A 17,496-nucleotide genomic window follows, 5' to 3' on the forward strand; every position below is an offset into this window, starting at 1 on the left:
TCTACCACCGGGAGGAGGAGCCCAAGAATGAAGATCAAATCCGTACAGCCATTCATCCTGCATCTGCCGCTGACCTCGGACTCGATTTCCGACAGCACCCACAGCATCACCCATTGGGGTGTCGTCGGCACCGTGATCGAAACCACCGACGGGTTGAAGGGATACGGCTTTACCGGCACCCATGCCCATATCGCCTCCGACCGGCTGATCACGTCCTGTATAAGGGATTGCTACGCGCCGCTGCTGATCGGCGAGGATGCCAACGAACATCAGCGTCTATGGACCAAGCTGGCACGCTATCCGTCCCTGCAATGGGTCGGCCGCGCCGGGATCACTCATCTGGCACTCGCTGCCGTCGACGTGGCGCTCTGGGACCTCAAGGCGAAGAAGGCCGGTGTGCCGCTCTGGAGCCTGCTCGGCGGGGCAAGAACCGATCGTCTCGAGGCGTATAATACCGATATCGGCTGGCTGTCGTTTTCGCTGGAGGACCTGCTGGCCGGGTCGGCGCGCGCCGTGGAGGAGGAAGGCTTCACCCGGATCAAGCTCAAGGTCGGCCATGACGATCCCAATATCGATGTGCGCCGGCTGGAAGCGGTGCGCAAGCGGCTGGGTGCAGACGTCCGGATCGCCATCGATGGCAATGGCAAGTGGGATCTCCCGACCTGCCAGCGGTTTTGCGAGCGGGCCCGCGATCTCGACATCTACTGGTTCGAGGAACCGCTCTGGTACGACGATATCGCCGGCCACGCGGCGCTTGCGAAAAGCAGCACGATCCCGATCGCGCTTGGCGAGCAGCTCTATACCGTTGATGCGTTCCGGGCGTTCATATCAGCCGGTGCCGTGTCCTACGTCCAGCCTGACGTCACGCGTCTCGGTGGCGTCACCGAATATATCCAGGTTGCGGACCTGGCACTGGCCCACCGTCTTCCCGTCGTGCCGCATGCGGGCGAGATGAGCCAGGTTCACGTCCATCTCAGCTACTGGCATCCGGCCTCAACGATCCTTGAATACATTCCCTGGATCAAGGACCACTTCGAGGAACCGTCCAATGTCGATGGCGGCATTTATCGAAGGCCACAGCAGCCAGGCGCCAGCACGACGGTGCTGAAGGAAAGCTTCGAGCGATACGGCAAGAGCCTCAGCTGAATGCGAAAGGCCGCCGGCGTCAGTCACCAGCGGCCTCCTCTACAACGTCGACAATCGCCGTCAGATCTCGAAGATATTCTCGAACGATTCCGGAAAGTTCTGCCGCGCCAGCTTTTCGTTGATGACGAGCATCGCCTCATAGGAAAGCGGATCGAACGTCTTGTCGGCCGGCAGCACTTCGCGCCCGAACAATAGGCTCAGACGCGCGGCATCGAGATTGCCGCGCTCGAAGGGTTCGGTGCCGAAGTGATGCCATAGCGCATGCAGAAAGGCCCCGTCGATCTTGTGCTCTTTCGTGCCGGGACGTGCCCTGCGCGGCAGCGCCTTGATCGGCGTCACGCCTTTCGGATTGGCCCGGCGGATGGTGAACTGCACCCCCGTGCTTGGCATCCCGCCCGGAAAGCCTCGGTGTTTTGTCATTTCAGGCAGGTTTGCCATGGTCGTATCCTCAAGTCCTATGCGGATGACCGGCATTTAGCCGATCTTGTCTTGTGTCTTCGTATCGAAATCCGAAGCGTCGTGGCGCTCATGCAGCTGCTCGGATGGCTCGCCCGATGTCCGGTTGACCATGCGGCCCCGCTTGACGCCAGGCCGTGCGAAAACCTCCGCCGTCCAGCGCTGCAGGTTCTCATAGCTCTTTACCTCGAGAAAATCACCTGCATCGCCGTAAACCTGGCCAAGCGCCAGCGTGCCGTACCAGGGGAAGATCGCCATGTCCGCAATCGTGTACTCGTCGCCCGCCATATAATGGTTGTCGGCAAGATGCCGGTCGAGCACATCGAGCTGGCGTTTCGTCTCCATCGCATAGCGATCGATCGCGTATTTGATCTTGATCGGCGCATAGGCGTAGAAATGCCCGAACCCACCGCCGAGAAACGGTGCCGAGCCCATCTGCCAGAACAGCCAGTTCATCGTTTCCGTGCGGATGCGCAGATCGGTCGGCAGGAAGGCGCCGAACTTCTCCGCCAGATAGACGAGGATCGAGGCCGATTCGAACACGCGCAGCGGCTTGCCGCCATCCTTTGGCGCGTGGTCGCAAAGTGCGGGGATCTTTGAGTTCGGATTGATGTCGACAAAGCCGGATCCGAACTGATCGCCCTTGCCGATATTGATCATCCAGGCGTCGTATTCGGCCTGTGTGTGACCGGCTGCCAGAAGCTCTTCCAGCATGATCGTCACCTTGACGCCGTTTGGCGTGCCCAGCGAATAGAGCTGCAGCGGATGCTTTCCAACCGGCAGTTCCTTGTCCTGCGTCGGGCCGGCGATCGGGCGGTTGATACTGGCGAACTGGCCGCCATTGCCCTTTTCCCAGGTCCAGATCTTCGGCGGCTCGTAGCCGGCAGGAAAATTGTCGGCAGGAGTTTTCTCGGTCATCAGGGCGGTCCTTCCTGAAAAATTGCTCTTAAAATACGAACGATGCCTGCGATATAGGAAAAACGAGAAGAGATTTCCCGTTTTATAGCGCCATCGTATCGCGTTTTTTGAGGCTGGTCAGGATCTCTCTATGCTGCCCCGTGGTGTTCCGAACGAGCGCAATGGTTAACCACGTACACGCAACTCCGCGGTCGGTTCTTGTTCAGTTAACCGTTGCACCGGCACTGTCCAGCTATTCGAGGACACCCGTGCCTGCTTCAGGCGGAGACGTGTCCCACAACAAACAGGGCGAACGGTTTTTCCAGCGACGAACTCAACGTTGCGGCGAAGCTGGAAAAGGTGGTGGACATGGCAGTCAGAGCGGTCGTATCGATAGAAGAGGGTGTTTCCGCAGACGCCTCGGCGTTTGGCGCGCGGCTGGACGCTGCCCGTTCGCGCCTTGAGGAACGCTTCACCGAAGGCGGACGAGCGCTTCTTTCGATTCTCGACGTTCTCAACCGCTTGGTCGCCTCGCTCGATCAGGCCGAGAGCTCGCTCGACGCAGAAACGGCGAACCCATCCCTGTTCGAGCTCACCCAGACGGTCGCGCGGCTTTCGCAGCTGAGCGAAAACGAGAAAGGCCGACAGGGCCAGTTCACCCTCATTTCCGACGCCCAGGGGCACCTGAAGGGCCATGCCGAGGACATGCAGGAAACCCTGCGCTATCTGCGCACCTTTGCAGTTACTGCAAAGATCACCGGCGCCGGAATTGCCGACTTTGCAGGATTTGCCGAGGAAATCCTGCAAAGGATTCAGGACGGCACCCGTCAGGTCAATGATTTCTCGGACAAGGTCCAGTATCTCGGCCAGGGACTGGGTTCCCTGATCACAAGAGGGAAGAGGATTGTGAGCTCCTACGAGGATGCCATCCCGCAAGTCGCAGCGGGACTGTCGAACGGTGGCGAGGCGATCGCTCTCAATCGCAGATCGATGATCGAACAGGCTGCAAGCGTCCGGGCAATCGCGCGCGGCATCCAGACCAAGCTCGCCTCGACGCTGTCTGCCATGCAGATCGGCGACACAACCCGCCAGAGGATCGAGCATTGTCAGTCAACGCTCACGCTCCTCGACGATTTTCTGGCCTCACCGGACGCTACGCCGCTGACCAATCCTCAGCGCGACAACCTGTCCGCTGTCATCCGGAGGCTTGTCTCCCATCAGCTCAGGCAGTCCATCGATCATTTCGAGCGTGACACGGCAAAGATCGTCGCAAGCGTGGCGAGTTTCCGTTCAGATCTCCAGAAGATCGATGCAATCCGGGAAACGATGGCAGAAGGCCAGGGCGGCGCCGCCGCCATGCGCCAGCTCGACACCGGCGTCGGCGTTGCGCGCGAAGCGGTTCGCCAGATCGAAGCCGTTGCCGGCGAGGCAACGGAACTCAGCCGGTCGACCGGCCAGACCGTAAGCGAGCTCGTCACCAGCATCGGCGTCGTGCAACTGGTCCGCACCGATATTCACTACATGGCCCTCAATACCAATCTGCGCTGCGGCAGGATCGGCGATCAGGGCAAGGCGATCAACGTGGTTGCCGCCGAACTGCGCAATTACGCGGGCGAACTGGATGGTGCCGCCGACAAGATCCTCGTTCATCTCAGAATGCTGGAAGAATCTGCGCAAAAGCTCAGCGCCTGCGAAGATACGGGCGGCTCGCTCGATCTTCGGCTCGAACAGGCACTCGCCAATATCCGCGTTGTCGGCGATCGCATGGGGACCGAAATGTCGCTGCTTGGCGAACACAGCCGATCCGCCGTCGGCGAAATCGATGCCTCGCTTGCTCGGCTTGATTTCAAGGTTGAGCTTGGTGAGGTTTTGCGGGCCTGCGTGGAAGAGGGCGAAGCCTTCGCAAGCGCCCGGCCACTGGCCGCCATCGAGCCTGCCCTCATCGAACTCGGGGCTCGCATTTCCGCCCTTTACACAATGGGTTTGGAACGTGAACTGCACGCGAAGATCATGGGAACCACACCCCTTGGCGAAGCGTCCCTCGTCTCGGTTGCATGAGTGACGACACGCTGTTTTCAGGCGTCATCGGCATCGACGGCCTCCAAGTCAGACCGATTAAATACCCGCTGGACCTTGACCTTTCGCCGGGCCTTTGTCATGTGACCGCCTTCATTTGACGAAGCGCCCCATCGGGACGAGCCCCGGCGGCGTTATACGAAAGAAACAACATGACCAAGCCCACATCCTCGGCGCCGTCGCAGCGCATGCTTCGTGTTGGCGAACAGGTACGCGCCGCCATCACCCAGGTCCTGCAACGTGGCGAAGTTCGCGACGACCTGCTCGAGAAAACCGTGATTTCCGTTTCGGAAGTGCGCATGTCGACCGATCTGAAGGTCGCAACTGCCTATGTGACGCCCCTTGGCGTCGCTGACCATGACGTCGTGATCGCAGCGCTCAACCGGCATGCCAAATATATTCGCGGCCGCATAGCCGGCCAGCTCCGTCAGATGAAATACATGCCGGAAGTGCGCTTCCGCGACGATACGAGCTTCGACAACTACAAGAAGATCGACGAGCTGCTTCGCTCGCCGGAGGTCCAGCGTGATCTCAACAGCGACGAAACCAAAGACCAGAAATAACAATCAAGAAGTATTGATGTCAAAACCCCGCAAACCAAAGGGCCGGCCGGTTTCCGGCTGGCTTATTCTCGACAAGCCGATCGATTTCGGCTCGACCGAAGCCGTGTCCAAGATCAAGTGGCTGTTCAATGCCCAGAAGTGCGGCCATGCCGGCACGCTGGATCCGCTTGCGTCAGGCATGCTGCCGATCGCGCTCGGCGATGCGACGAAGACCGTGCCCTATGTCATGGATGGGCGGAAGATCTACGAATTCGCCGTTACCTGGGGCGAGGAACGGTCGACCGACGACCTCGAAGGCGCCGTTACCGCATCGTCCGACAGCCGTCCGAGCGAAGAACAGATCCGCGCACTTCTGCCCAACTACACCGGCACGATCAATCAGATCCCGCCACAGTTTTCCGCCATCAAGATTGCCGGCGAACGGGCCTATGACCTCGCCCGCGACGGCGAAATTGTCGAGATCCCGTCGCGCGAGGTCCAGATCTTCCGCCTGACGCTGCTCGGCGTAACGGCAGACAAGGCGCATTTCGAAGTGGAATGCGGCAAAGGCACCTATGTTCGGGCGCTCGCCCGCGACTTCGGCCGCGATCTCGGCTGCTACGGTCATATCTCGGAACTGCGCCGCACCTTCGTTGCGCCCTTTGCCGAAGACCGCATGGTGCCGCTCTCCGAACTTGTGGCGCTGGAACAGATCGAGGATCGCGACGAACGGCTGGCAGCCCTTGATGCCTTCATGATCAACACGTCTGAAGCGCTTTCCAGCCTGCCGCATCTGCCTGTCACAGACGATCAGGCCCACCGCATCAAGATGGGCAATCCGATTATCCTGCGCGGCCGCGATGCACCGGCTGACGAAGCGGAAGCCTATGCGACCGTGCGCGGCAAGCTGCTCGCCATCGGCGAGATCGGCCAGGGAGAGTTCCGTCCCAAGCGGGTGTTTGGCTGAGCCTCTTCCATTCTCTCCTTGAATGGTCTATAGGCACCGCCAGCAAAAGCAGGCTTTTCCGCCTGTTTTGCGTTTCACGGCCAAGACTGGACGACATCCCGGCCTTAGGCGACCCATAATCCTCATATTCGAAAGGATAACACGATGTCGATCACTGCAGAGCGCAAGGCCGAACTCATCAAGGAATACGCAACCGTTGAAGGCGACACCGGTTCGCCGGAAGTCCAGGTTGCGATCCTCACCGAGCGGATCAACAATCTGACCGAACACTTCAAGGGCCACAAGAAGGACAACCACTCCCGTCGTGGCCTTCTGACCATGGTTTCCACACGTCGTTCGCTTCTCGACTACGTCAAGAAGAAAGACGAATCCCGTTACAGCAAGTTGATTGCTGCTCTGGGCATTCGCCGCTAAAAATTTCCGGCGGGCGCTCAATCGGGCGCCTGCCGGTTTCTCATTCGGGCCAAGCGTCCGATGCAATGTTTGCGATGCGCTTTATCTCGCGCCGCAAGAATGCCCGCAGACCCGGATGGGCCGGATCTGCAAAAACCAAACCGTTGACCTGTCATGGGGCAGGATTGCCGGATGCTTTCGACCAGGGATCACTCAAAGACCCTGATCAGACGTCGACCACCGAAGTCGCCGACCCGAAGCCTCCCGTTGTCTTGCCCGTGATCTGTCACATCGATTGCGGTCGACTATGCACTGCGCCGGCTACGGCACTGCGCGTGCTCCCGCATTAAAGGACACCATATGTTCAATACCCACTCCGTCGAAATCGAATGGGCAGGCCGCCCGCTGAAGCTTGAAACGGGCAAGATCGCCCGCCAGGCTGACGGCGCGGTTCTCGCCACCTACGGCGAAACCGTCGTTCTCGCCACCGTTGTTTCGGCCAAGTCGGCCAAGCCCGGCCAGGACTTCTTCCCGCTGACCGTAAACTACCAGGAAAAGACCTATGCCGCCGGCAAGATCCCGGGCGGCTATTTCAAGCGCGAAGGTCGCCCGTCGGAAAAGGAAACGCTGGTTTCCCGCCTGATCGACCGTCCGATCCGCCCGCTCTTCCCGGAAGGCTACAAGAACGAGACCCAGGTCGTCGTTACCGTCATCCAGCACGACCTTGAAAACGATCCGGACGTATTGTCGATGGTTGCAGCCTCCGCTGCCCTGACGATCTCTGGCGTTCCTTTCATGGGTCCGGTTGGCGGCGCACGCGTCGGCTACATCAACGGCGAATACGTTCTGAACCCGCATCTCGACGAGATGGACGAGTCGGTTCTCGACCTCGTCGTTGCCGGCACCCAGGACGCCGTCCTGATGGTCGAGTCGGAAGCCAAGGAACTCAACGAAGACATCATGCTCGGCGCCGTCATGTTCGGCCACAAGGGCTTCCAGCCGGTCATCGACGCGATCATCAAGCTCGCTGAAGTTGCCGCCAAGGAGCCCCGCGATTTCCAGCCGGAAGATCATTCCGCGCTCGAAGCCGAAATGCTGCAGCACTTCGAAGCCGAACTGCGCACCGCCTACAAGAACACTCAAAAGGCTGAACGCTACGCTGCCGTCGACGCCGTCAAGGCGAAGGTCAAGGCACACTTCTTCCCGGAAGGCGTAGAGCCGAAGTACCCGGCCGAAGTCATCGGCGCGACCTTCAAGCACCTGCAGGCGAAGATCGTTCGCTGGAACATCCTCGACACCAAGAGCCGCATCGACGGTCGTGATCTCGAGACCGTTCGCAAGATCGTGTCGGAAGTCGGCATCCTGCCGCGCACCCACGGTTCGGCCCTGTTCACACGCGGCGAAACCCAGGCGATCGTTGTTGCGACGCTCGGCACCGGCGAAGACGAACAGTATGTCGATAGCCTGACCGGCATGTACAAGGAACGCTTCCTTCTGCATTACAACTTCCCTCCCTACTCGGTTGGTGAAACCGGCCGCATGGGTTCCCCAGGACGTCGCGAAATCGGCCACGGCAAGCTCGCATGGCGCGCTATCCGTCCGATGCTGCCAACGGCTGAACAGTTCCCGTACACGCTGCGCGTCGTCTCCGAGATCACCGAGTCGAACGGCTCGTCCTCGATGGCAACCGTCTGCGGCACCTCGCTCGCTCTGATGGACGCTGGCGTCCCGCTCGCAAAGCCTGTTGCCGGTATCGCCATGGGCCTGATCCTCGAAGGCGAACGCTTTGCCGTTCTCTCCGACATCCTCGGTGACGAAGATCATCTCGGCGACATGGACTTCAAGGTTGCAGGTACTGTCGACGGCATCACCTCGCTGCAGATGGACATCAAGATCGCCGGCATCACCGAAGAGATCATGAAGGTCGCGCTCGGCCAGGCACAGGGTGGCCGCAAGCACATCCTCGCCGAAATGGCCAACGCCATCACCGAAGGTCGCTCGGAACTCGGCGAATTCGCACCACGCATCGAAGTGATGAACATCCCGGTCGACAAGATCCGTGAAGTCATCGGTTCGGGCGGCAAGGTCATCCGCGAAATCGTCGAAAAGACCGGCGCCAAGATCAACATCGAAGACGACGGCACGGTCAAGATTGCCTCCGCCTCCGGCAAGGAAATCGAAGCGGCCCGTAAGTGGATCCATTCGATCGTTGCAGAACCGGAAGTCGGCACCATCTACGAAGGTACCGTTGTGAAGACCGCCGACTTCGGCGCCTTCGTCAACTTCTTCGGCGCCCGCGACGGTCTGGTCCATATCAGCCAGCTCGCTTCCGACCGTGTTGCCAAGACCCAGGACGTGGTCAAGGAAGGTCAGAAGGTCTGGGTCAAGCTGATGGGCTTCGACGAGCGCGGCAAGGTTCGCCTGTCGATGAAGGCCGTCGACCAGGCCACCGGCCAGGAAGTCAAGAAGGCTGACGGCGAAGCTGCCGAATAAGCCCTCGACCTATCGAGAGATCGAGGCGCGGAAGGAATAACTTCCGCGCCTTTTTTGTTTTCACCGACGACACGACCGCCCGAGATCCGATCATGACCCGAGAAGCCCTGAAGACCCTTTTTCATCCCTTCGCCACCGACGCGATCCAAACGCCCGGCGAGGGTGAGCGCATACTGTTTCTGGGTGCGGAAGCGGGCAATGCCCTGCCTGACGGGTTTGATGCCGAGATCACGGCCATCCAGCCGTTCCGTCCACTGTTCCGCAGCCTGCGCGACAACGCGTTTCCCGAGCCCGAGGGCGAGGATTACGACGGTGCGCTTGTCCTGTGTGGAAAGCATCGTGGCGAAAACGAAAACCGCATCGCCGAAGCGCTTGCGCGGGTGAAGGTCGGCGGAGTGATCGTCGTTGCCGGCGGCAAGGAAGACGGTATCGCACCCATTCGCACGATGCTCCTGAAGCTCGGCATCACGCTGGACTACGCGCCGAAGTATCACGGCGTTGCGATCTGGTTCGGCCGGCCGGAAGATGCGTCCGGCGCGATCCAGGCACTGAAAAAGACGGCTGTGACGGTGGATGGTCGCTTCCAGGCCGCTCCCGGCATGTTCTCGCACGACCGTATCGATCCTGGCTCCGAACTTCTGGTAAGCCGCTTCCCGACGGATTTCGATGGCAATGCCGCCGATTTCGGTGCGGGCTGGGGCTATCTGTCCGTCATGCTGGCCGAGCGTTCGCCCCGCGTGAACCGGATCGACCTGTTCGAGGCCGATCACCGGGCGCTGGAATTTGCAAAGCAGAACGTTGCGCATAACTGCCCGGATCTCGAAGCCCGCTTTTTCTGGCAGGATCTGGGAACCGAGCCGCCAAAGGAAAAATACGACCTCGTCATCATGAACCCGCCCTTCCACGAGACGCAGGCCGCCGATCCGGAACTGGGCAAGACGATGATCCGCACGGCTGCAGGGGCGCTCAGAAGCGGCGGCAGGCTAATGCTGGTCGCCAACCGCGGGATGCAATACGAGCCGGTGCTCGAGGAAGCGTTCCGGGAATACGGCGAAACCTGCCGCAACGCCCGCTTCAAGATCCTCTGGGCGAAGAAGTAACGTCACCCCTCAAAATCTAGGATTGCCCGTCCCGACAGCTCGAATGCACACTGAAGTTGCGTTCGAGCTGTCGGGGTTTTTGTATGAAAGGCGTTGTTTCAGCACTTCTGCTCTTGATCGCCACTGAAACGGCGAGCGCCGAAGAGCCGCGCGCCAGTGTTCGCTTGACCTGGGAATGGTTCAACACCGCGGAAACCTATCGCAAATACAAGGTCAAAGGGCCGGATGACCTTCGCATTGCCGCGCATTACTTCCGGCTCGCGGCCAAGAACGGCAACGCTGCGGCAGCATACAAGCTCGGTGAAGCTTATGAGATAGGCTCCGGTGTCCCACTCGATCTTCCGGAAGCGCTTCGCTGGTATCGCCAGTCCGCCGACGCTGGCGACATGCATGCGGAGCTGAAGGTCGGCTGGTTCTATCAGAAGGGCTTGAGCCTGCAGGTTGATCCGTCACGGGCCGTCGATTGGTACGAACGCTCCGCCAGCAAAGGCAACCTGTGGGCATACCACATGCTGGCCTTCATGCTGATGGACGGGGAGGGTGTCGCAAAGGACCTTGCCCTTGCGCAGCGCTATTTCGAAAAGAGCCTGCCTTTCACCCACGATCACTGGGCACAGCTGAAGCTTTCGCAGTTGATCAGAGCGAGCGATCCACGGCGCTCGAAAGAACTGCTCAAGCAGGCAGCGAACGCCGGCAATGCGGACGCGATCCGGGAATTGAACGCATTTTGAGAATGCCCGCCCATTTTAGGATAGCAGGCGCTAAACCCTACTGAGCGTCGGACTTGCGCAGTTTGTCGAGGCTGGGCAGTGAAGTGATGCTGTAGCCGGCATCGACGTAATGCACTTCGCCGGTCACACCGCGGGAGAGATCCGACAGCAGATAGAGCGCGGAGCCGCCGATATCCTCGATCGTGGCAGTACGGCGCAGCGGCGCGTTCTGCTGGTTCCAGGCATAGATTGCCCGTGCATCGGAAATCCCGGCGCCGGCAAGCGTGCGCACGGGGCCTGCAGAGATTGTGTTGACGCGGATGTCGCTCGGGCCGAAATCGGCGGCCAGATACCGCACCGAGGCCTCAAGCGCTGCCTTGGCAACGCCCATCACGTTGTAGTTCGGGATGACGCGCTGCGAGCCGTTATAGGTTAGCGTCAGCATAGAGCCGCCATCAGGCATCAGGGCTGCGGCGCGCTTGGCGATTTCCGTGAAGGAAAAGCAGGAGATCACCATCGTACGCGAGAAATTCTCGCGCGTCGTGTCGGCGTAGAGGCCCTTCAGCTCGTTCTTGTCGGAGAAGCCGATGGCATGAACGAGAAAGTCGATCGTGCCCCAGCGTTCGCGCAGCGCGTCAAACGTTGCGTCGACCGACGCGATATCTTCGACGTCGCAGGGAACCACGAAATCTGAGCCGAGTTCGGCGGCAAGCGGTCTGACCCGCTTGCCCAGCGCCTCACCCTGATAGGTGAAGGCAACTTCCGCACCCTGTGCCGCGACCGCCTTGGCAATTCCCCAGGCGATCGAGTGGTTGTTGGCAACGCCCATGATCAGGCCGCGCTTGCCCTGCATGATCCCGGACATCAAATTATCCGTTATGACGCTGGAAGACGAGCGTAGCGTTGGTGCCGCCGAAGCCGAAGGAGTTGGAGAGCACAGTGTCGATCTTGGCATTGTCGATACGCTTGCGAACGATCGGCACGCCGTCGAATTCCGGATCGAGCGTCTGGATGTGCGCGCTTTCACCGATAAAGCGTTCCTGCATCATCAGCAGGCCGTAGATGGATTCCTGCACGCCGGCACCGCCGAGCGAGTGGCCGGTCAGAGACTTGGTCGACTGGATGTGCGGGATCTTGTCCTTGAACACTTCGCGGATGGCGCCAATTTCCTTGGAATCGCCAACCGGTGTCGAGGTGCCGTGGGTGTTGATGTAGTCGACCTCACCTTGCACGTTGGCAAGCGCCTGACGCATGCAGCGGATGGCGCCTTCGCCAGATGGTGCGACCATGTCGTAGCCATCGGATGTGGCGCCGTAGCCGGTGAGTTCTGCGTAGATCTTGGCGCCGCGCGCCTTGGCATGCTCCAGTTCTTCAAGCACGAGAACGCCCGCGCCACCGGCGATGACGAAACCGTCGCGGTCGGCGTCATAAGCGCGCGAAGCCGTCGCCGGCTGGTCGTTGTACTTGGAGGACATGGCGCCCATCGCGTCGAACAGGTTCGACATAGTCCAGTCGAGGTCCTCGTGGCCGCCGGCGAACATCACGTCCTGCTTGCCCCACTGGATCATCTCCGCGGCATTGCCGATGCAATGCGCAGACGTCGAGCAGGCCGACGAGATCGAGTAGTTGACGCCGTGGATCTTGAACCAGGTCGCAAGCGTCGCAGACGCTGTCGACGACATCGCCTTCGGCACGGCAAACGGACCGATCCGCTTCGGGCTGTTGTTCTTGATTGTCGTTTCGGCCGCTTCGATCAGGGTGCGGGTGGAAGGACCGCCCGAACCCATGATGATGCCGGTGCGCTCGTTCTCGCTGTAATCCTTTTCCTCAAGTCCGGAATCGGCCAGCGCCTGCTTCATCGCCACATGGTTCCACGCTCCACCCTGGGAGAGGAAGCGCATGGCGCGGCGATCGACGAGTTCCGTCGTATCGATGTTGGGCTTGCCCCAGACCTGGCACTTGAAGCCGTGCTCTGCGAAATCCGGCGAGAAAGAAATACCGGACTTTGCCTGCCGCAGGGACTCGGTGACTTCGGCTGCGTCGTTACCGATCGAGGACACGATACCGAGCCCAGTGACAACTACCCGTCTCATTTCATCAAACCTTTGTTGTTTTCGACAGCTGCGCTTTTCAAGCAGTTCAGGCGGTCTTTTCCTTGGACAGACCCACGCGGAGGTCCGTCGCCTGATAGATGGTCTCGCCATCGGCCTTCAGCCAGCCGTCGGCGGTGCCCAGCACGAGGCGACCCCTCATGACGCGCTTGAAGTCGATGCCATATTCCAGAAGCTTGGTGTCCGGGCGGATCATGCCCTTGAACTTCACTTCGCCGGTCGAAAGCGCCATGCCGCGGCCGGGTTCACCCAGCCAGCCCAGGAAGAAGCCGGTCAGCTGCCACATGCCGTCAAGGCCAAGGCAGCCCGGCATGATCGGGTTGCCTTCGAAATGGCAGGGGAAATACCAGTCGTCCGGACGCACGTCGTATTCAGCGCGGATGTAACCCTTGTCGAAGGCACCGCCGGTTTCCGAGATCTCCGTGATCCGGTGGACCATCAGCATGGGCGGCAACGGCAGCTGCGCATTGCCGGGACCAAACAGATCACCGTGGGCGCAAGAGAGGATTTCTTCGTAGCTGAAGCTGGACTGTCTGGTGGACATGAATTTCCGTTTCCCCCCGTTTGAAGCTTTTGTTTCCCAAGCTTTAGAGCAATATGGGCCGAAATTGAAGTCTTGCCATGACAACACAGGTGCTGTCTGGGGAAGACTGCAGCTGCGGAAGCATCGCATTCAGGTCCGCATATAGGAAGCGGAGAGCGCAAACCAGTGGTAAAACACCGAAAATTAGCGTTTTTGCCGACCGCGGAAGGACGTGCTAAGGGACACTATTGAAAGAATTCATCTTAAAAGTTATATCGGAAATCAGATTAGATCCCGTGTGACAAAACGGTTGGAGCCGAAGCACATATGGCGGATGCCATGCCGAACATCGAGATTAGATTGCGCCATTGCGGCCTTCGACCGACGAGGCAGCGTGTCGCGTTGGCGGATCTGTTGTTTGCAAAGGGTGATCGGCACCTGACGGTCGAGGAACTGCACGCGGAAGCTACGGAAGCCGGCGTGCCGGTCTCGCTCGCAACCGTCTATAATACCCTCCACCAGTTTACCGAGGCAGGCCTCATCCGCGTTCTCGCGGTGGAGAGCGCACGCACCTATTTCGACACCAATATTTCCGATCACCATCACTTCTTTGTCGAAGGGCGCAACGAGGTTTTGGATATCCCGATCAGCAATCTGGAAATCGGCAATCTCCCGGATGCGCCCGAGGGCATGGAGATCGCCCATGTCGACGTGATCATCCGGCTGCGCGAAAAGCGCGGCTAATCCTTGGCCTTGCCCTTGATCGCCTCGTCTGCCGGTCGCCCCGGACGTGACTTGTAGCGTGGCAGCGTCCAGCCGTAATGGATCGCGCCGCCCCGCAAGGCGAAGGCGACACATACCCCAAAGCCTGAACTGACATATTGCGGAAAACCGAGCGCTTGTGCCGCCGTGAACGCACCCGCGCCGGCGATCGCGGCCGTGATATAGATTTCCGAGCGTAGCAGCACGGAAGGCTCGTTTGCGAGAAGATCGCGCAGGATCCCGCCGAATGCCGCCGTCAGCGCGCCGGTGATGATCGCGATCGTGGGTGATCCGGTCGCGGCCAGGCCCTTGGCCGCACCCAGCACGGTGTAAGCGGCAAGGCCCACCGCATCGAGCCAGATCAGCAAGCGATAGCGCCATTCGACCCGGTGTGCCGTCAGGTAGACGAGAACGCCGGTTACGACGCAGATCAGGATATAGGTCGGGTCGAGAACCCAGAAGACCGGGGTACGGCCAAGAATGATGTCACGCACCGTGCCGCCGCCGAGCCCGGTCACGGCTGCAAAGAACAAAAACCCGATGAGATCGAGCTCCTTTCTTGATGCCGCAAGCGCACCGGTTGCGGCAAACACCGCGATGCCGGCATAATCGAGGATCATCAGCAGGGACATTCCATTCTCCAGCGTCGCGCAAGTGCATTGCTCTAGATGATCACGCTAACGACGGCAACGGCATCTCCGGTCAGGTCCGATGATGTCATGAAAAGATGATTTGAGAATATGGGTAGGTGCGGTGAATAAGGTCTTGATACTTCTGGTCGCTCTCGTCCTGCTGCCGACCTTCGCGTCAGCCCAGCAGAAACTGTTCAGCGATCCGGAAGTCACGGAAAAGAGCCATTTCCAGAAAACCTGCGGAAAAGTCGAGTTCGGTCCGGGCTTCGTCAAACGTTTCGACATCAACAATGATGGCATTACGGACGTCGTCACCGATCACAGCGACCTGACGTGCGACGGCGTTCGCGGCCCCAAATGCAATGCAGATGGCTGCCCGCAGAACTTCTACGTCCAAGCGAAGGAGGGCGGCTATATCATGATCGCCACCGCCCAGATCTACGGCTACGATTTCGTCCAGTATTTCGGCAACATGGTGTTCATGCTGCAGATGCATCCGCGGTTCTGCGAGCGCACCGATGCCGCGCCCTGCGTCATGCGGGTCCGCGTCCGCGGCGGCCGTTTCGTGACGATCTCGAAACAGTAATCGCGGCCCCTTCAGGGATCAGGGCGCCTTGATGCTGTCGATCCGGCCGGCCAGCGTGTAGCCGAGAACGGCCATCCATTCCCGCGCGGCCGTCGCCGTCAGCTGCGCATTGAGCGCCGGCTGGGTAAAATCGAGCCCGGCGGCTACGATGCCGCTGGTGCGAAAGTCGGTCGGCCACGGGCGAACCTGAATGCCCGCCTTCTGAAACAGGGCGACGGAACGGGGCATGTGGAAGGCCGAGGTGATCAGCGCGCAATCGCTGAAACCCTGCTGTTTCAGGATGTCGGCCGTATTCTGCGTATTCTCGTAGGTGGTGCGCGACGTGTTTTCCTTCACTACCCGGTCCGGCGCTATGCCGAAGGCTGTGAAGAAGCGTTCGGACGCTTGCGCTTCGCCTTCATAGACGCCGCTGAACGACCCGTCGCCGCCGGAAATCAGGATGCGCGATTGCGGAAATTCCAGCGCCAGCCGACCCGCTTCGATAAACCGGTCAGCCGCCTGGTTGAACTCGATGCCACCCCGCGCCGCCGTCACTTCGCTCTCGAAGGCGCCGCCGAGAATGATCATGCAGGAGAGGTCGGCAGGATCGGTTGCCGGCTTCGGGTAGCGAGCTTCGAGGGACTGCAGCGCCAAAGCGCCCGCCGTCGTATAGAGCGTCACGAACAGGGTGAGCGCGCACAGAAGTGCCGAGATGCCGGAAAGCTTCCGCAGGCCGAAAAGTCCGAAGAGAGCGGCAAGGGCCGAAAGCAGGAAGGCGATGGAAAGCGGCTGTGCGAGCAGCCAGATCAGCTTGGAAATAAAAAACATGGACCGTCGTCTGTTTGAGTCCCGGCCAGTCTATCCTGTCGCGGGCCGATGGTGAACGCGGCAACGGTCACTCTGTCTTGAGATAGTCTTCAACGCCGCGCGCCGCAGCAAGGCCCGTGGCAAAGCAGGCGGTCAGAAGATAGCCGCCGGTCGGCGCCTCCCAGTCGAGCATCTCGCCGGCTGCGAACAGACCGGGACGCCGCTTGAGCATATAGCCGCTATCGAGCTCGTCCCAGGCAATGCCACCGGCCGTCGAGATCGCTTCCGCAATCGGGCGGGGGCGAAGCAGCGGGATCGGCAGGGACTTGATCGCCCGCGCCAGATCCTCCGGCGGCATCCGGTTCACATCCGGTATCAGCTCGCGCAGCAAGGCCGCCTTGACGCCGTCGAGGCCTGCACCCTTGCGCAACCGGTTGGAAAAGCTTGCTTTGACATCCTGCCGGGAGAGATCGCGCACGAGACGCTCGACGCTGCGGCCCGGCACGAGGTCGACATCAAGCACCGCCTGGCCATCCCTGTTGATCAACTCACGCAGGACTGCCGAATGCGCATAGACAAGGCTGCCTTCGATCCCGTGTTTCGAAATCACGAACTCGCCCTGATACGTGCCCGCATCCGATCGCGTCGAGACGGATTTGAGCGGCGCGCCGGCAAAACGCTCGACGAACACGTCGCTCCACTTAACGTCGAACCCGCAATTGGCCGCCTGGAACTCCGATATCGCAATCCCCTCGGCCTTCAGCCACGGCACCCAGGCCGCATCCGAACCGAGCCTTGGCCAGCTTGCGCCACCAAGCGCCAGAATGACTGCATCCGGGCGGATGAGAAAGTCGCCATCAACAGTTTCAAACCTGTAACCGCCGCCTTCGCACCCCGTCCAGCGATGTCGCGTCTTCAGCACCACGCCCTGGCTGTCCAGCCGGGCAAGCCATGCCCGCAGCAGTGGCGATGCTTTCATGGCGACCGGAAAAACCCGGCCCGACGTCCCCACAAATGTTTCCGTCCCGAGTTCCTGTGCCCAGGCGCGAACATCCGACGGTGTGAACGCGTCAAGCGCCAGTTGCATCCGCGACGAAGACGTGCCGAAGCGTCCGGCAAACCGGGCAAACTCCTCCGCATGGGTGATATTGAGCCCGGATTTTCCCGCCAGCAGAAATTTCCGCCCAAAGGTCGGCATCGCCTCGTAAACGGTCACAGAAAATCCGGCAGCGGAAAGATGCTCCGCCGCCATCAGTCCCGCCGGCCCGCCGCCGATGATCGCAACCTGTTTGGTCATGATCTCCGGTTACGGCAGA

At 60.3% G+C, this 17,496-nt stretch carries 18 protein-coding genes; 10 read left to right on the forward strand and 8 right to left on the reverse strand.

The features are described from left to right. Nucleotides 1-27 precede the first annotated feature (27 nt). A complete protein-coding gene (locus ACQY1K_RS00130) occupies nucleotides 28-1,146 on the forward strand; it encodes a mandelate racemase/muconate lactonizing enzyme family protein (RefSeq protein ID WP_430257982.1) in 1,119 nt (372 codons plus the stop codon). A 60-nt stretch (nucleotides 1,147-1,206) separates the two neighbouring features. On the opposite strand, the gene ACQY1K_RS00135 is transcribed toward ACQY1K_RS00130, so the two are convergent. Further along, nucleotides 1,207-1,584, reverse strand: a complete 378-nt coding sequence (locus tag ACQY1K_RS00135; RefSeq protein ID WP_062454259.1) for a hypothetical protein — start codon at nucleotides 1,582-1,584, stop codon at nucleotides 1,207-1,209. Nucleotides 1,585-1,620: 36 nt separating this feature from the next. Then, nucleotides 1,621-2,520 (reverse strand): glutathione-dependent disulfide-bond oxidoreductase, encoded by a 900-nt coding sequence (gene yghU / locus ACQY1K_RS00140; protein WP_430257983.1) that lies wholly within the window; start codon nucleotides 2,518-2,520, stop codon nucleotides 1,621-1,623. 348 nt (nucleotides 2,521-2,868) lie between these two features. Between yghU and ACQY1K_RS00145 the strand changes: the two genes are divergently transcribed. The 7 genes from ACQY1K_RS00145 (at nucleotide 2,869) to ACQY1K_RS00175 (ending at nucleotide 10,801) form a co-directional block, all read left to right on the forward strand. Further along, nucleotides 2,869-4,557, forward strand: a complete 1,689-nt coding sequence (locus ACQY1K_RS00145; RefSeq protein WP_430257984.1) for a chemotaxis protein — start codon at nucleotides 2,869-2,871, stop codon at nucleotides 4,555-4,557. 170 nt (nucleotides 4,558-4,727) lie between these two features. Then, a complete protein-coding gene (gene rbfA, locus ACQY1K_RS00150) occupies nucleotides 4,728-5,138 on the forward strand; it encodes a 30S ribosome-binding factor RbfA (protein ID WP_192078003.1) in 411 nt (136 codons plus the stop codon). A gap of 16 nt (nucleotides 5,139-5,154) precedes the next feature. Beyond that, a complete protein-coding gene (gene truB, locus ACQY1K_RS00155) occupies nucleotides 5,155-6,084 on the forward strand; it encodes a tRNA pseudouridine(55) synthase TruB (RefSeq protein ID WP_092664062.1) in 930 nt (309 codons plus the stop codon). A 144-nt stretch (nucleotides 6,085-6,228) separates the two neighbouring features. After that, nucleotides 6,229-6,498, forward strand: a complete 270-nt coding sequence (gene rpsO, locus ACQY1K_RS00160) for a 30S ribosomal protein S15 (protein WP_062454254.1) — start codon at nucleotides 6,229-6,231, stop codon at nucleotides 6,496-6,498. Nucleotides 6,499-6,837: 339 nt separating this feature from the next. Further along, complete coding sequence (gene pnp, locus ACQY1K_RS00165) at nucleotides 6,838-8,970, forward strand: polyribonucleotide nucleotidyltransferase (protein WP_430257985.1); 2,133 nt, start codon at nucleotides 6,838-6,840, stop codon at nucleotides 8,968-8,970. Nucleotides 8,971-9,062: 92 nt separating this feature from the next. Next, nucleotides 9,063-10,070 carry a class I SAM-dependent methyltransferase gene (locus ACQY1K_RS00170; protein ID WP_092664058.1) on the forward strand — a complete coding sequence of 336 codons (1,008 nt, stop codon included), beginning with the start codon at nucleotides 9,063-9,065 and terminating at the stop codon, nucleotides 10,068-10,070. Between the two features lie 83 nt (nucleotides 10,071-10,153). Further along, on the forward strand, nucleotides 10,154-10,801 hold the full coding sequence (locus ACQY1K_RS00175; RefSeq protein WP_430257986.1) for a tetratricopeptide repeat protein: 648 nt from the start codon (nucleotides 10,154-10,156) through the stop codon (nucleotides 10,799-10,801). Between the two features lie 37 nt (nucleotides 10,802-10,838). On the opposite strand, the gene fabI is transcribed toward ACQY1K_RS00175, so the two are convergent. Genes fabI through fabA form a run of 3 tightly spaced genes read right to left on the reverse strand, consistent with a single transcriptional unit; the run spans nucleotide 10,839 to nucleotide 13,435 of the window. Continuing rightward, nucleotides 10,839-11,645, reverse strand: a complete 807-nt coding sequence (fabI, locus tag ACQY1K_RS00180; protein WP_430257987.1) for an enoyl-ACP reductase FabI — start codon at nucleotides 11,643-11,645, stop codon at nucleotides 10,839-10,841. Nucleotides 11,646-11,649: 4 nt separating this feature from the next. Further along, nucleotides 11,650-12,873 carry a beta-ketoacyl-ACP synthase I gene (gene fabB, locus ACQY1K_RS00185; protein ID WP_430257988.1) on the reverse strand — a complete coding sequence of 408 codons (1,224 nt, stop codon included), beginning with the start codon at nucleotides 12,871-12,873 and terminating at the stop codon, nucleotides 11,650-11,652. Nucleotides 12,874-12,919: 46 nt separating this feature from the next. Further along, complete coding sequence (gene fabA / locus ACQY1K_RS00190; RefSeq protein ID WP_062454248.1) at nucleotides 12,920-13,435, reverse strand: 3-hydroxyacyl-[acyl-carrier-protein] dehydratase FabA; 516 nt, start codon at nucleotides 13,433-13,435, stop codon at nucleotides 12,920-12,922. Nucleotides 13,436-13,741: 306 nt separating this feature from the next. Here fabA and irrA point away from each other — a divergent pair, with 306 nt between their 5' ends. Continuing rightward, entirely contained in the window at nucleotides 13,742-14,158 is a 417-nt protein-coding gene (irrA, locus tag ACQY1K_RS00195; RefSeq protein ID WP_062454247.1) for an iron response transcriptional regulator IrrA, read from the forward strand. Here irrA and ACQY1K_RS00200 read toward each other — a convergent pair. Then, the gene (locus ACQY1K_RS00200; protein ID WP_062578498.1) at nucleotides 14,155-14,808 is read right to left on the reverse strand and encodes a trimeric intracellular cation channel family protein; all 654 of its coding nucleotides are present in this window, start codon (nucleotides 14,806-14,808) and stop codon (nucleotides 14,155-14,157) included. The two genes, irrA and ACQY1K_RS00200, sit on opposite strands and share 4 nt — an antisense overlap. A 121-nt stretch (nucleotides 14,809-14,929) precedes the next feature. Between ACQY1K_RS00200 and ACQY1K_RS00205 the strand changes: the two genes are divergently transcribed. Continuing rightward, nucleotides 14,930-15,394 carry a hypothetical protein gene (locus tag ACQY1K_RS00205; protein ID WP_092664052.1) on the forward strand — a complete coding sequence of 155 codons (465 nt, stop codon included), beginning with the start codon at nucleotides 14,930-14,932 and terminating at the stop codon, nucleotides 15,392-15,394. 18 nt (nucleotides 15,395-15,412) lie between these two features. On the opposite strand, the gene ACQY1K_RS00210 is transcribed toward ACQY1K_RS00205, so the two are convergent. Together ACQY1K_RS00210 and ACQY1K_RS00215 are read right to left on the reverse strand one after the other, a co-directional pair. Then, nucleotides 15,413-16,201, reverse strand: a complete 789-nt coding sequence (locus ACQY1K_RS00210) for a YdcF family protein (protein ID WP_430257989.1) — start codon at nucleotides 16,199-16,201, stop codon at nucleotides 15,413-15,415. 67 nt (nucleotides 16,202-16,268) lie between these two features. Next, nucleotides 16,269-17,477, reverse strand: coding sequence for a TIGR03862 family flavoprotein (locus ACQY1K_RS00215; RefSeq protein WP_430257990.1), 1,209 nt, complete (start codon nucleotides 17,475-17,477; stop codon nucleotides 16,269-16,271). Between the last annotated feature and the right edge of the window lie 19 nt (nucleotides 17,478-17,496).

The organism is Neorhizobium sp. IRS_2294 (assembly GCF_050500145.1).
In the GTDB taxonomy this organism is placed as follows: domain Bacteria; phylum Pseudomonadota; class Alphaproteobacteria; order Rhizobiales; family Rhizobiaceae; genus Neorhizobium; species Neorhizobium soli.